11 protein-coding genes are annotated in these 14,422 nt (G+C 50.9%); 6 read left to right on the plus strand and 5 right to left on the minus strand.

What is annotated here, in order from left to right; translation table 11 throughout:
* Window positions 1-50 precede the first annotated feature (50 nt).
* Window positions 51-947 (plus strand): type 2 periplasmic-binding domain-containing protein, encoded by an 897-nt coding sequence (locus tag IC617_RS04140; RefSeq protein ID WP_191143723.1) that lies wholly within the window; start codon window positions 51-53, stop codon window positions 945-947.
* On the opposite strand, the gene IC617_RS04145 is transcribed toward IC617_RS04140, so the two are convergent.
* The 3 genes from IC617_RS04145 to IC617_RS04155 all read right to left on the minus strand — a co-directional run bounded on the left by IC617_RS04145 (window position 907) and on the right by IC617_RS04155 (window position 3,774).
* Window positions 907-1,689, minus strand: a complete 783-nt coding sequence (locus IC617_RS04145; RefSeq protein WP_191143724.1) for a methyltransferase domain-containing protein — start codon at window positions 1,687-1,689, stop codon at window positions 907-909. The genes IC617_RS04140 and IC617_RS04145 overlap by 41 nt on opposite strands.
* Before the next feature lie 7 nt (window positions 1,690-1,696).
* Window positions 1,697-2,452: a Nif3-like dinuclear metal center hexameric protein gene (locus IC617_RS04150; RefSeq protein ID WP_191143725.1), complete on the minus strand. Its 756-nt coding sequence runs from the start codon at window positions 2,450-2,452 to the stop codon at window positions 1,697-1,699.
* A gap of 92 nt (window positions 2,453-2,544) precedes the next feature.
* Complete coding sequence (locus IC617_RS04155) at window positions 2,545-3,774, minus strand: nucleoside recognition domain-containing protein (RefSeq protein ID WP_191143726.1); 1,230 nt, start codon at window positions 3,772-3,774, stop codon at window positions 2,545-2,547.
* 66 nt (window positions 3,775-3,840) lie between these two features.
* Here IC617_RS04155 and rsmF point away from each other — a divergent pair, with 66 nt between their 5' ends.
* A complete protein-coding gene (gene rsmF, locus IC617_RS04160; RefSeq protein ID WP_191143727.1) occupies window positions 3,841-5,256 on the plus strand; it encodes a 16S rRNA (cytosine(1407)-C(5))-methyltransferase RsmF in 1,416 nt (471 codons plus the stop codon).
* A gap of 269 nt (window positions 5,257-5,525) precedes the next feature.
* Here the strand turns inward: rsmF and IC617_RS04165 are convergent, their stop codons facing one another.
* On the minus strand, window positions 5,526-6,083 hold the full coding sequence (locus IC617_RS04165) for an NAD(P)H nitroreductase (RefSeq protein WP_191143728.1): 558 nt from the start codon (window positions 6,081-6,083) through the stop codon (window positions 5,526-5,528).
* Window positions 6,084-6,198: 115 nt separating this feature from the next.
* Window positions 6,199-6,888: an HvfX family Cu-binding RiPP maturation protein gene (locus IC617_RS04170; protein ID WP_191143729.1), complete on the minus strand. Its 690-nt coding sequence runs from the start codon at window positions 6,886-6,888 to the stop codon at window positions 6,199-6,201.
* A gap of 152 nt (window positions 6,889-7,040) precedes the next feature.
* Here IC617_RS04170 and metA point away from each other — a divergent pair, with 152 nt between their 5' ends.
* From metA to IC617_RS04190, 4 genes are all read left to right on the plus strand, one after another.
* Window positions 7,041-7,985 (plus strand): homoserine O-acetyltransferase MetA, encoded by a 945-nt coding sequence (gene metA / locus IC617_RS04175; RefSeq protein ID WP_191143730.1) that lies wholly within the window; start codon window positions 7,041-7,043, stop codon window positions 7,983-7,985.
* Window positions 7,986-8,030: 45 nt separating this feature from the next.
* Window positions 8,031-11,720, plus strand: a complete 3,690-nt coding sequence (metH, locus tag IC617_RS04180) for a methionine synthase (RefSeq protein ID WP_191143731.1) — start codon at window positions 8,031-8,033, stop codon at window positions 11,718-11,720.
* A gap of 200 nt (window positions 11,721-11,920) precedes the next feature.
* Window positions 11,921-13,651 (plus strand): ABC transporter substrate-binding protein, encoded by a 1,731-nt coding sequence (locus IC617_RS04185; RefSeq protein WP_191143732.1) that lies wholly within the window; start codon window positions 11,921-11,923, stop codon window positions 13,649-13,651.
* A complete protein-coding gene (locus tag IC617_RS04190; protein ID WP_191143733.1) occupies window positions 13,639-14,346 on the plus strand; it encodes a substrate-binding periplasmic protein in 708 nt (235 codons plus the stop codon). Before IC617_RS04185 ends, IC617_RS04190 begins: the two co-directional genes overlap by 13 nt.
* Window positions 14,347-14,422: the final 76 nt, after the last annotated feature.

Raw genomic sequence — 14,422 nt, forward strand, 5'->3', positions numbered from 1 at the left:
GCTTATGGTGATCGTTGTTTGACGTTAGTCTAGTGTAATTGGAGACCGAAGTGGTGCGGAAATTAATCGTCTCGCTGGCATTAATCTTACTGGCCCCCACTAGCTATGCTCAGACTCATGTGGTCTATTTCCAAAGTCACGACAGATTCAGCTATGAAGTTGAATTACTGCAACATTTACTGACAATCACCGAGCCAGAATACGGTCAAGCAACCACGGTTGCACATCAGTCGTCGATGACAGAGCAACAAGGGCTACGGGCACTTACCAAAGGCGAAGTTGACATCGCATTTCTGCCCACCAGCAAAAGACGTGAAGCAAATTACCTCGCGGTGAAACAACCTTTATTGCAAGGCATGCTTGGCTTTAGGCTTCTGCTAACCAACCGAACTTCCGATGCTAAATTTGCCGATATCCAATCGGTTCAGCAACTGCGCGACAATGTAATTGCAGGCTTTGGCCTGCACTGGGAAGATTTGCGGATCTTGTATCGAAACCGGCTGCCAGTGATGACCTCGCCGCAATATCAAGAATTGTTTGCCATGTTGGGCACCGGCCAAATTGATTACCTGCCGCGCGGTCTCAATGAAGTAGAAGCCGAATTAAAAGAACAAACAAAGCACTACCCAGATATCGCGCTCAACGAAGACATTGCGCTGTACTACGCATTTCCGCGTTATTTTTTCGTCAACCGTGGTAACAAACAACTGGCGGAGCGATTAACCGCAGGACTGGCGATTGCCAAACTAGATGGTAGTTTTAAAGCGCTGTTTGACAAACATTTCGGCGCGATTAGCGAGCGCTTGATGAGTAAACCAAGGATACTGATCGAACTGAAAAATCCATTCCTACCGGATGATGTGCCACCAATGGAAACCGACTGGTGGCTGAAGCCAGAGGCCGTGACTAACGTCGCTGGCACACGTAGTGCACGTAGCGGGCAATAGCACACAACTCCTGATCATCGGCATAACTCAACTCAAGCTCAATCAATTGTTGCTCATTGGCCGCAGCCTGCTCTCTATCTCTGACATAATCACTAAAAACCCGCACGCCAGAGCGTTTTAACTGACAAAACTCGTTATCAACTAGGGTTTGCTGTAACGCTTGCAGATCGACCGGCCATTGCGGGCTCAAGCGTTGCCGACTGCGGCGTTTCATGCCGCTGGCGACATGATCAAAATTACCAGCAACAAGGTTATGAAACAGTTTTGACTTGGCATTGTAGGCCATCAGACTCAAATGACCTTGGGGTTTGAGAAACTCGCCAAGTTTGGCAACAAATGCGGCTTGTTGCTCGACCCATTCAATCACCGCGTGACATAAAATAAGATCAAACGGCGCCGTCGGCGGCAAAGCAAAAAGATCGGAATGAATAAACTCAAGTTGCTGCTCAAGCTGACGCTCGCGCGCATTAATCTTAGCTTCAGCTAACATGTCCGCCGAAATATCACATAACGTCACCTGATGACCGGCTTCGGCGAACCACAGCGCCATTTGCCCCATGCCAGCGCCAATATCCAATATTCGCAGCGGCGCGCCATTGCGCAGCTCAGCCAAATCACGCTGCAATACCGCTAAGCGGACTTTACCTTTGGGCGTGGAATAGATGCTGCGGGCGAATTTGCCCGCAGCACCATCAAAATTGGATTTAGTGACCGTCGCCTGACGTGCTTTAGATTTTGCCACGCGCAGATCACACCGGATTGTCGATATCAATGAATTCCACGCTCAAGCCCTGCACTTCAGCAAGATGCTGACCCAAAGCCTGAACACCATAACGCTCAGTGGCGTGGTGGCCTGCAGCGAAATAATCGATCGCCAGCTCCTTGGCGATGTGAAAGGTTTGTTCCGATACCTCGCCACTGATAAAGGCATCGCAGCCAGCCAGCGCCGCTTGTTCAATAAACGATTGACCACCGCCAGTACACCAACCAACAGTGCGAATCGGTCGATCGCCACCAGTAATATGCAATGGCGCTCGTCCCAATACGTTGCTGAGCCGCTGCGCTAAATCAGCCCCCGACAGCGGTTTGTTAAACTGCCCTTTCATCGCGACCGAAAACGGATCGGCAGGCTCTAATCCGCCGGTCACTTCAATCTCGAGTAACTTGGCTAACTGGGCATTGTTGCCCAGTTGCGGATGGACATCGAGTGGCAAATGGTAGCCAATCAAATTGATATCAGCACCGAGCAATGCCTTTAAACGCCGGTGCTTCATGCCTGTGATCGTCGGTGATTCGCTTTTCCAAAAGTATCCATGGTGAACCAGAATCGCATCAGCATTGCGTTCAATCGCGGCATCGACCAGCGCCTGACTTGCAGTAACCCCCGTCACAATACGTTCAATGGCATCTCGGCCTTGTACCTGCAGGCCATTGGGACAGTAATCGCGGATCTTATCGGCTTGCAACAACTCATCTAAATAGCGCACCAGATCGACAGTCAACATAGAGAAAATTTCCTGATATCAAATTCACGAATGGGCAATCACGTGGCCGGCATTCTATACCAATCGGTGATCAGCGCGCTGCAATTATTGCATCAACCATAGAACCAATAGGCAATAAAAATTGCTGCAATAATGCCAACTAAATCGGCGAACAAACCACACCAAAGGGCATACCGGCTATTACGGATGCCGACCGCACCAAAATACACCGCCAAGACATAGAAGGTGGTTTCGGTGCTGCCCTGAAAGATACTGGCGAGACGACCAACAAAACTGTCTGCGCCGTGGACATGCATGGTGTCGATCAATAGTGCTCGCGCTGCTGAGCCGGAAAATGGTTTAGCAAAGGCGACCGGCATCGCATCAACAAATTGAGTATCACCGCCCGCAACAGCTACCAGCCAAGCGAGACCATCGACCAACATGCCGAGCAGCCCGCTCGCGCGTAACATGGCCAACGCCACTAGCATCGCCACCAGAAACGGAATTAACCGTATCGCAGTTTCAAAGCCCTGTTTGGCACCTTCAATAAACTCATCATAAACCGCGACTTGACGCCGCTGCGCCAATAGCAGCACAGTGGCGATAAAGCCGATAAGCAGCAAATTCGCCATTAGCGTCGACTGCTCACTGATAGCACTAGCACTGAGTTGCATCAAATAGCCGACCAGCGCCAGCATCGCCGCGCCGATGACGGCAAATGCAATCAGAATTTGGCGCTGCAACAGGTTGATTCGCTGGACCAAGGCGACCATTAACAAACCGGCTAACGTCGACGCTGTGGTCGCCATTAAAATTGGTAAGAACACATCGGCCGGCGCTTGCGCCCCTTGTTGCGCCCGATACAAAAACACCGTGATTGGGATCAGGGTGACAGACGAGGTATTGAGTACCAAGAATAAGATCTGGGCGTCACTGGCGGTATCAGGCGTGGGATTGTGCTTTTGCAAATCTTGCATGGCCCGAATGCCAAGTGGCGTTGCCGCGTTGTCGAGGCCCAGCGCATTGGCGGCCAAATTCATGGTGACACTACCAAACGCCGGATCGCCTTTAGGAATACCGGGCATCAATAACTGGAATAATGGCGTCACTTTGGTCGCCAACCAGTTCACTACACCGCATTTCTCGGCAATGGCAAATAGCCCCTGCCACAAGCACAGCACACCAATCAGTCCTAGGGCAATTTCAACCGCGAGGCTGGCACTGTCAAACATCGCCGCGACCAGTCCATTGATACTGTCTAAGTCGCCAGCCAACAACCATTGCGCCAAGGCGGTCAGGAAACTGGCCAATATCATCACCAGCCAAACTCGATTTAACACGCTACGTCCTTTTTATCGTTATGTTAGAATCTGCCGCTGTTCTGGCCTCTTACCTAACTTTGCATCATGACGAAAGTGGAATTTCCTCAAGAGTTTATTGAAAACACTAAGTCGATACTACCGCCAAATTTGACCATTGAGTCATTGTTGGAAATAAGTCAACAGCCGCTGCGAAAGAGTATCCGTTTAAACACTTTAAAAGCACCAGCTGGTGAAAGTCTGCAGCCGCTGCTTGCCGAAACCAACGCCATTCCGTGGTGCCCACAGGGTTATTGGTTAACGAACCCGCCTGATTACCAGTTGGGCAATCATGTTAGCCACTTAAACGGTCAGTTTTATATTCAAGAAGCGAGCTCGATGCTGCCGCCAATGGCCCTTGCTCACCTCTGCAACCAGCCACAATTGGTGTTGGATATGGCGGCGGCACCTGGCTCCAAGACCACCCAAATCGCTGCGCTGATGAATAATAGCGGCGGCTTGGTGGCCAATGAGTTATCAGGGTCCAGACTAAAAGGCCTATTTACCAATATTCAGCGTTGCGGGGTACGCAATAGCGCCCTCACCCATTTTGATGCCAGCGTGTTTGGCGCAGCGTTACCGCAAACCTTCGATGCGGTGCTGCTTGACGCCCCTTGTAGCGGTGAAGGCACTGTCAGAAAAGACCCAGAGGTAATGAAGAAATGGTCAATGGCCTCAATCGAAGAGCTGGCGGCCTTGCAAAAGCAGCTAATTGTGAGCGCATTTCATGCCCTCAAACCCGGTGGCGTGTTGATTTACTCAACCTGCACTCTTAATCCACAAGAAAATCAGCAGGTGTGCCAGCACCTGCTTGAACAATTTTCCGGCGCCGTTGAATGCCGCTCATTGGGTAACTTGTTTGCAGGCGCAGAACGAGCACTGACGCCAGAAGGTTATTTGCATATCTGGCCACAGATATACGATTCAGAAGGCTTTTTTATTGCTGCATTTGAGAAAACAGCAGCGGTCGAGGCACCACCTACGAGCGACTTTCGACTGGGTCAATTTCCCTATCAGGCCATGTCGCACAACGAACAGAGCGCCATTGAGACGCACCTGCAACAGTTTGGCCTAAAAGCGCCGAGCGACATGAGTTGGTACCAGCGTGACAACGTCTGTTGGCTGTTTCCCAAAGCTATCGAGCCGCTCATTGATAAAGTCAGATTTAATCGTATCGGCATCCGAGTGGCAGAGCGCCACAAAAAGGATTACCGGCTATGCCATGAATTTGCCATTGCGTTCGGCGCAGAAGCGTCCGCTCGAACCGTCCAGTTAAATGCCGAGCAAGCGCAGCAGTTCCTGCAGGGTAAAGACGTCAGAGAGGTGGCTGAATTGCCGAAAAAAGGCGAAGTGTTGGTCCAGTTCGAGCACCAGGTATTGGGTTTAGGAAAAGTAATCAATCAACGAATTAAAAATTCTTTGCCACGGGATCTCGTACGGGATCAACCAGTTACCCAGTTTTAAACACTTTCAAGGCTAAAAAATAGGCGAAATAGTGGCGTTATCGGCAATCTGGCCTACACTAATTTTATCTGGACAGTTCATCCCCCCTCGGGTGGCTTCCATGAAACAGTTAGTTAGCGCACGGCTCAACAAGAGCCATTCCCCTACGCTCGGAACAGGAATCGTTCCGAGCTTTTTTTTGCCTATAGCAGGCAGGCAAAAACGCCAACTCAAGCCCTCCGCCCTTTGTCTAGACAAGCAATAAGCCAATCACGCTATCAATAGATGAATTAATCACCAATAAACTCAACATACTTTTCCATTAGCGGCATTGCCGCTACCCGTGTTTCGCCCTGCGCCGTGCCCAAATACAGGAAGCCAACGATTTCATCATCGTCAGCCAGTTGATAAGCGTCACGCACATATGGGTCGGTGGCATAGACGCCACTGCGCCAAATGCCGCCATAGCCAAGAACCAATGCCGCTTGCTGCATTGCCATCACCGCACAGCCAGCGCTCAAATGCTGCTCTAGCGGTGGCACTTTGGGGTGGGCAGATACTTTGGCAATGACAGTGATCACAACCGGTGCTCGGAATGGCATCTTCGGTGCTTTATCAATGGCGGCTTGATCAAGATCGGGATTGTTGATGGCCGCGCGCTCCAGCACGTCAGCTAACTCTTGTCGCCCCTCGCCGCGGTAGACAATAAACCGCCATGGTCGCAAGTGGGCATGATCCGGCGCTCGCAGCCCCGCTTGGACGATAATATCCAGCTCGTCTTTGTTTGGCGCAGGCTCAGCTAAATTGGCGTGAGAATGGCGATTCAGTAGCAAGTCAATAGCGTCCATCAATGTCCTCTGTTAATCATCAATACAAAAACCCACCGCTCTGGGCAGTGGGTCAAAATAATAAGTTGAGCTTAGCACGATGATCCAGCTATTCGCTCACATTGGCCATCACGCCTTAAGTTTTTGCAGGCTCGATTTGTCGTGCCAACCAATAATCCAGACTCAACCAACGTCCGGCGCCGGTAAATAACAAACTCAACAACATGGCAAAATAAATCGCCGCAAACTGAATACCATTGTTGAGGATCACCACAGGCCCTGTGGCATAGAGATAACTGGGCTTGCCATTGGCTTCAATAATGCCGCGAATACGCTCCAGCCGATCAGAAACTTCATTGCTATTGTGCAGGCTTTCGGCTGCCCCCGGAAAACCAAACCAATCGAAAAATGTCGCGACACTAGTGGCGCCATTCGCTGGCGCAATGGCATGCCACCCATTGACCCAGTGAACCGACAGTGCTGCGACCAACATGGTAATAAGTAACGGGATCACCACCAATCGTGTCAATAAACCGAACAACAGCAGCCAGCCGCCGCCAAACTCAGCCCAACCGGCTAAAAATGCCAGTAAATCTGGGGCTGGCAACCCTAAGCCCCATTCCGGATTGCCAAACCAGGCGACGATGTTTGGCTTTGCTAAAAACTGCTCGAACATGCCTGCATCGGCATCACCAATGCGCAGCTTATTGTAGCCCGCGATGATCATCACTGGCGCCAAGATTAAGCGAAACACCAAAGGTGCCAAGAAATCAGCCAGATTCACTTTTTCTATGGTTTTCTGAGCAACTGCATACACGCTATTCATTGTTCATTCTCTATGGTTAGTCAGCGGCACTGATGCCGTTTTTAATATAGAAATGCAATCAGCAAAAAAAATTTCACTGGATCAGACTTCTAGACGTCTAGACGTTGATGATTTATCATTTCGCCACTTTGGTTCGTCGCAGGAACAACAGCATGCCTATTAACATTCCCGACCGGTTACCGGCCGCTCAGGTATTAACCACAGAAAACATCTTTGTGATGGGCCACGAGCGCGCCTCATCACAGAATATTAGGCCGTTGAAAGTCCTGCTGTTGAACCTGATGCCGAAAAAGATTGAAACTGAAATCCAAATCATGCGGATGCTATCCAATACACCATTGCAAGTGGATGTTGATTTACTTCGCATTGACAACCGGCCGTCGAAAAACACCCCAGAAGAACATCTCAATGCCTTCTACCGGACTTTTGAAGAAGTTGAGCAGCAAAATTACGATGGCATGATCATCACTGGCGCTCCGCTGGGCTTGGTGGAATGGAATGACGTGGTATTTTGGGAGCGGATGAAAACCATTATTGATTGGGCCAACCAGCATGTCACATCAACCATGTACTTGTGTTGGGCTGCCCATGCTGCGCTCTACACCCTGTATGGCATTGACCGAAAAATCCGTAAAGAAAAGTATTCCGGCGTTTACCCACACCAAGTGCTGTATCGCAATCACCCGTTGATGCGCGGCTTTGATGATGTGTTTTGGGTGCCTCACTCGCGCTACGCTGAGATCAACGCCGACGAGGTTGAAGAGAAAACCAACTTGCAGATTTTGGCGGCCTCGCCGCAAACTGGCGTTCATTTGGTAGCCTCTCCCGATGGCCGGCAACTGTTTATTACCGGACACCCAGAGTACGATCCTGAAACCTTGCACAACGAATTTGTTCGCGATTCGAGTGCCGGACTCAATCCAGCGGTGCCTGAAAACTATTACCGCGACAATGATCCAAGCAAAGAACCGCTGGTACGCTGGCGCAGCCATGGTAATCTGCTGTTCTCCAATTGGCTGAACTACTTTGTTTACCAGACAACACCATACGATTTGCAGCAGCTGACGCCGGTCGCGCTGGCTTCTAAATTGTCATAATAATCAGATTTCCGTTGTACGGTTTTCCGCTGAAGAGGTTAATAAGTGAGTCACAACAACAATCGCCAGACGTCCCTTGAGCAAGCATTTGAACACCGCATCCTGATTTTAGATGGCGGCATGGGCACCATGATTCAGGCGTATAAGCTCGAAGAGCAAGACTATCGTGGTGAGCGCTATGCTGATTGGCATTGTGATGTGAAAGGCAATAATGACCTGTTGGTGCTAACCCAGCCACAAATCATTCGTGACATCCATGCCGAGTATTTTGCAGCTGGCGCCGATATTATTGAAACCAATACCTTCAATAGCACCAGCATTGCCATGGCCGACTATGACATGCAGGCGCTGTGTCATGAGCTCAATCTCGAAGCGGCCAAATTAGCGCGCTCCGTTGCCGATGAGTTCACTGCCAAAGAGCCCCACAAGCCGCGCTATGTGGCGGGTGTTCTTGGCCCAACCAACCGAACCTGTTCGATCAGTCCCGATGTGAACGATCCTGGCTTCCGCAACGTCACTTTTGATGGTTTGGTTGAATCCTATCTAGAAGCAACGTTAGCGCTGATTGAAGGCGGTTCTGATCTGATCCTGATTGAAACCATCTTCGACACCCTCAATGCCAAAGCGGCCATCGTCGCAGTTGAGCAAGCCTACGAGCAAATTGGCCGACGCCTGCCGATTATGATTTCCGGTACTATTACCGATGCCTCCGGCCGAACCCTGTCGGGTCAAACTACAGAAGCATTTTATAATTCGGTGCGTCACGCCAAACCACTGACCATGGGCCTGAACTGTGCCCTTGGCCCTGCCGAGCTGCGTCAATACGTCGAAGAGCTTTCGAGGGTCAGCGAAGGGTATGTCGCGGTGCATCCAAATGCCGGCTTACCGAACGCCTTTGGTGAGTATGATCTTGGCCCAGAAGAAATGGCCGATCATATCGTTGAGTGGGCCCATGCTGGCTTTTTGAATATGGTCGGCGGTTGCTGTGGTACCACGCCAGAGCACATCCGCCAGTTCGCCGAACGACTGGAAGGGATTGCCCCTCGGCAAAAGCCAACACTGCCAGTTGCCAGCCGCTTGGCAGGCTTAGAACCATTCAACATTCATGCGGATGATCTGTTCGTGAATGTTGGTGAGCGCACTAATGTCACCGGCTCCGCCCGCTTTAAGCGGCTTATCCTCGAAGAAAACTACGACGAAGCACTTGAAGTGGCACGTCAGCAAGTCGATAACGGCGCCCAAATCATCGACATCAACATGGACGAAGGCATGCTCGATGCCAAAAAGGCCATGGTTCGTTTTCTCAACTTAATTGCTGCCGAGCCTGATATTTCCCGCGTTCCCATCATGATTGATTCCTCCAAATGGGAAGTCCTTGAAGCTGGCTTGAAGTGCATTCAGGGCAAAGGTGTGGTCAACTCCATTTCGCTGAAAGAAGGCGAAGAGAACTTCATCAAACAAGCGGAGACCATTCGTCGCTATGGCGCTGCCGTTATTGTTATGGCCTTTGACGAAACCGGCCAAGCGGATACCCGTGAGCGCAAGTTTGAGATCTGTAAGCGCTCCTACGATGTGCTCGTCAACAAGGTCGGCTTCCCGCCAGAAGACATTATTTTTGACCCCAACATCTTTGCTGTTGCCACCGGCATTGATGAACACAACAATTATGCTGTGGACTTTATTGAAGCGGTCAAAGACATCAAACAGCACCTGCCCCATGCCATGATCTCAGGCGGTGTGTCGAATGTGTCGTTCTCGTTCCGCGGTAACAATCCGGTGCGTGAAGCCATTCACTGCGTATTCCTCTACTACGCCATTCAAAATGGCATGGACATGGGCATCGTTAACGCCGGTCAGCTGGCCATTTACGAAGATATTCCGCAAGAGTTACGCGACGCCGTTGAGGCGGTCGTCCTGAATAGCAATGATGAGGCCACTGAAACCTTATTGGCAATTGCCGATAAATACCGTGACAGCGGCGCCGCCCAAGACGATGCCCAAGATGCCGAATGGCGCAGTTGGGACGTCAACAAGCGCCTCGAACATGCACTAGTCAAAGGCATTACCGACTTTATTGAAGAAGATACTGAAGCGGCGCGACAAGCAGCAGATCGACCTCTTCATGTCATTGAAGGGCCATTGATGGATGGCATGAACGTGGTTGGTGATCTATTCGGCGCCGGCAAAATGTTCCTACCACAGGTCGTCAAGTCCGCACGGGTAATGAAACGCGCGGTGGCCTACCTTGAGCCTTACATTGAGGCAGAAAAACAAGCCGGTACCAGCAACGGTAAAGTGTTAATGGCGACGGTAAAAGGCGATGTTCACGATATCGGTAAGAACATTGTTGGCGTGGTGTTGCAATGCAACAACTACGAGATCGTTGATCTCGGTGTGATGGTCCCTTGCGAGAAGATTCTGCAGGTTGCTCGGGAAGAAAAAGTCGACATCATTGGCTTGTCCGGTTTAATCACGCCGTCACTCGACGAAATGGTCCATGTCGCTAAAGAAATGCAGCGCCAAGGCTTCACATTGCCGCTAATGATTGGTGGTGCCACCACCTCAAAAGCTCATACCGCAGTGAAAATAGAGCAGAATTACGATCAGCCAGTGGTTTACGTGCCCAACGCGTCGCGCGCCGTTGGCGTGACCGCGGCGCTGCTATCTGATGAACAACGTCCGGCGTTTGTGGAACGGCTCAATCATGAATATCAGGTTGCCCGCGATCAACACGCCCGCAAAGTGCCGCGCGGGCAAGCCATCGATATGACCGAAGCCCGCGGCAATGGCTATGTGATCGCCGATGACTACATACCGCCGGTGCCGCAGCAGCTCGGTGTGCAGGTGATTGAAGAAATGGACATCAGTGTGCTTGAAAAGTACATCGACTGGACCCCGTTTTTCATGACCTGGCAGCTTAAAGGCTCTTATCCTCGGATCTTTGACAACGCCACCGTCGGTGAAGAAGCGAAGAAGCTATTTGCCGAAGCCAATGACATGCTTGCTCGCATCAAGGAGCAAGGCTCAATTACAGCAAAAGGTGTGTTTGGATTGTTCCCTGCCAACCGAGATGGTGATGACACCATTGTCTACCGTGATGAATCACGCACCGAAGTGCTGACCACCCTGCACCATTTACGTCAGCAAACTCGCAAGCCAAAAGGTAAGCTCAACCACTGTTTGGCCGACTATGTTGCTAAATCTGGAAAAGCTGATTACATCGGCGCGTTTGCCGTCACTGGTGGCGTTGGCGAAGAACAAATCGCCGAAGCGTTTAAAGCTGCTGGTGACGATTACAACGCTATCATGGTGCAGGCCGTTTGTGACCGCTTGGCCGAAGCCTTTGCCGAGTACCTTCACGAGCAGGTGCGCAAGCTTCATTGGGGCTATGCGGCAGATGAAGATTTAGCAAACGATGATCTGATCCGAGAGAAGTATCAGGGCATCCGCCCTGCGCCGGGTTATGCCGCTTGTCCTGAGCATACTGAGAAAGGCAAAATCTGGCAGATGCTGGATGTTGAGGGCAAGATTGGCATGAAGCTTACGGAAAGCTACGCCATGTGGCCGGGCGCCTCGGTGTCTGGTTTCTACTTTAGTCACCCGGATGCCAAGTACTTTGCTGTAGCCGGTATTCAGCGTGATCAAGTGGAACAATACGCTGCCAAGAAAGGCTGGGACATGGCCACAGCTGAACGCTGGCTGGCGCCTAATATCGCCTACGACACTGACAGCTAAGTCTAGCTGACTGCGTTGCCCATCGCTAGCGCAACGCAGTTTGCTGCACTTCCAGGCGTATTAGGGCCATCACTGACCTCGCCTATTGTGCTAACTCAAACTCTGAGCAATTAACTGGCCACTATGCGCAACTAATCGATATGGATTTTTGCAACTTAGGCTAAGTTAAAGGAATGGCAGTTGATCAGAGGGACGTTTCAATGAACAGACGGCGCGCGAAGCGTTTACTGTTGTTGCCAATCATTACTCTGATCGTGCTGCAAGCCGCCGAAGCAACGCCATCCTCAACCCAGGCGATTGAGTACTGGCTAACACAGCACTTCGTTCATTCCACCCTCAGCAAAGAGCAACAGCAAGCGGAGTTAAAGTGGTTTCATCAAGCTGCTGCGCCTTATCGCGATCTCACTATTCACGTGGTATCCGAGGACATTCCAACCCACAGGTACGAGTCACAAGTGTTGGCGCGGGCCTTTTATGATCTGACTGGCATTCATGTCATTCACGAAGTCACCAAAGAAGACGATGTGGTGCGCAAACTACAGGTGCAAATGGAATTGGCTTTGCCGATTTATGATGCATATGTCAACGATACCGATTTTATTGGCACCCATTCGCGCTACCCAGAAACCCTTGCGATTTCAGCAATGATGCAAAACGAGTGGCAGCACATTTCACTGCCAACGCTTGATTTAGATGATTTCATTGGCCTGCAGTTTGCCACTGGTATCGACGGCCAACTTTACCAACTCCCCACCCAGCAATTTGCCAACCTGTACTGGTACCGCCATGACTGGTTTAGCGATCCGCAGCTGCAACAGCGATTTCAAGCGCACTACGGTTACCCCTTAGGCGTACCACAAAACTGGGCGGCCTATCAGGATATTGCCAACTTTTTCACCAATATCGTCAAGACAATCGATGGCCAGCGGGTTTGGGGCCATATGGATTACGGTCACTTTGATCCATCCTTAGGTTGGCGGATCTCTGATTCTTGGTTAAGCCTCGCTGGTGCCAATGACATCCTGCCGGACAATGGCCAACCCTACGCCGAGCAACAAGGTGTCGGCGATTGGGGCATTCGAGTAGAGCATTGTCACCCTGTTGGCGCTTCTGTTAGCCGCGGGGGCGCGCTGGATAGTCCTGCAGCTATTTATGCAGTAGAAAGTTACATCAGTTGGCTTAACCAGTATGCGCCACCAGAAGCCCGCGATCTGACTTTTTCAACATCTTCGGCCTATTTGGGCCGCGGCAATATTGCCCAGCAGATCTTTTGGTACACCGCATTTTTACCCGACCTACTGACCGACCAACTGCTCGATAGCGACGGCAATCCGAAATGGCGGGTCGCGCCCAGCCCTCGTGGTAAATATTGGCAAAAAGGCATGAAGTCGGGTTATCAAGACGTCAGCGGCTGGACCTTTTTACGCTCAACCCCAAAGCATCGCGCCGCAGCGGCTTGGCTATACGCGCAGTTTGTTGTATCTAAAACCGTCTCCATGACCAAATTTCTCAACGGCTTTACGCCGATCCGCCAATCCGACATACACTCCCGCTATTTGACGGCCAATTCAGATAAGTGGGGCGGGCTGCTGGAGTTCTATCAAAGTAAGGCGCGTCATTATTGGACCCCAACAGGGCTAAGCGTGGCCAATTATGCGGCCTTATCCGATGCTTGGTGGCGTCATATCGGGCCTGCCGTTCAAGGTAAACAAACCGTCACCGACAGCATGAAACAACTTGCCAACACTGTTGAGCAGCGCCTGCTTGCAATCAGCAAAACAGATGATTTGCGCTGCGCACCAACACTAAGGGAAGCAAAGCCCGAGAGCTACTGGCTCAGTCAACCGGGCGCCCCGTGGCCGCAGCAACAGGCACCGGATAAACCAGCAACCTTACCCTATCAACAGGCGCTACAGCTATGGCAAGACTAGTGCCACTCATTCTCTGCCTGTTGCTCGTTACACCAGCGTCGGCCACCATCAAGTTATTGGTGTATGACTACCCGCCATTGGTACAAATTAATCGGCAAGCTAAACCAACTGGCCATGCTATTGACTTGGTTACACCGCTGTTTTTGCAAGCTGGCGTCCAATACCAATTCGTCAAATTGCCGCTCAAGCGAGCGATTCAACAAGCGGCGCAGCACAAAAACACCTGCACGTTTCCGGTGTTCCGAACCCAGCGGCGCGAAGCAGATTTTCGTTGGATTGGCCCCATATCAGTGAATCGTTTTGGGCTCTATTCGCTCGCTGAAAACAACCACCAGCTAGTTACTTTAAATGACGCCAAAGCCCATAAAATTGGTGTCTATGCTGGCTCTGCAGTGGCCAACTATCTTACTGACAACGGCTTCAGCACCTACGAAACCAGCAGCATCGCCCAAGGCTTGCAGATGTTGAAACATGGTCGCATTGAATTTTGGGTAGCAGACATCCAATCGATACAGCAAGCTTCGAGTTTAGTCGGCGAACAACAGTTGACGCCGAGCCTAAGTTTTTACACCAGCATGAGTTTTATGGCGTGTAACTTGAGCAGCGATGCACAGGATTTAGATGCCCTGGAAGCCCAGTTGAAAACCATGTACCTGACCGGCCAGGCACAACAACTGCTCCACTTAAGCTTTTAGCGCTAAAATCACAACTTGGTTCGTGCTGGCTCGCTCTGGCAGTCATTAACATTCTGTGCCACCATTGCCCATACCT

It is taken from the genome of Neiella litorisoli (assembly GCF_014773395.1).
GTDB classification, from domain to species: Bacteria; Pseudomonadota; Gammaproteobacteria; order Enterobacterales; family Neiellaceae; genus Neiella; species Neiella litorisoli.

What these genes read in the sequence shown, in the direction of transcription:
- IC617_RS04150 (WP_191143725.1), bottom strand. Translation starts at nt 2,452, where the DNA reads ATGTTGACTGTCGATCTGGTGCGCTATTTAGATGAGTTGTTGCAAGCC.
- rsmF (WP_191143727.1), top strand. Translation starts at nt 3,841, where the DNA reads ATGACGAAAGTGGAATTTCCTCAAGAGTTTATTGAAAACACTAAGTCG.
- IC617_RS04165 (WP_191143728.1), bottom strand. Translation starts at nt 6,083, where the DNA reads ATGGACGCTATTGACTTGCTACTGAATCGCCATTCTCACGCCAATTTA.
- IC617_RS04170 (WP_191143729.1), bottom strand. Translation starts at nt 6,888, where the DNA reads ATGAATAGCGTGTATGCAGTTGCTCAGAAAACCATAGAAAAAGTGAAT.
- metA (WP_191143730.1), top strand. Translation starts at nt 7,041, where the DNA reads ATGCCTATTAACATTCCCGACCGGTTACCGGCCGCTCAGGTATTAACC.
- IC617_RS04185 (WP_191143732.1), top strand. Translation starts at nt 11,921, where the DNA reads ATGAACAGACGGCGCGCGAAGCGTTTACTGTTGTTGCCAATCATTACT.
- IC617_RS04190 (WP_191143733.1), top strand. Translation starts at nt 13,639, where the DNA reads ATGGCAAGACTAGTGCCACTCATTCTCTGCCTGTTGCTCGTTACACCA.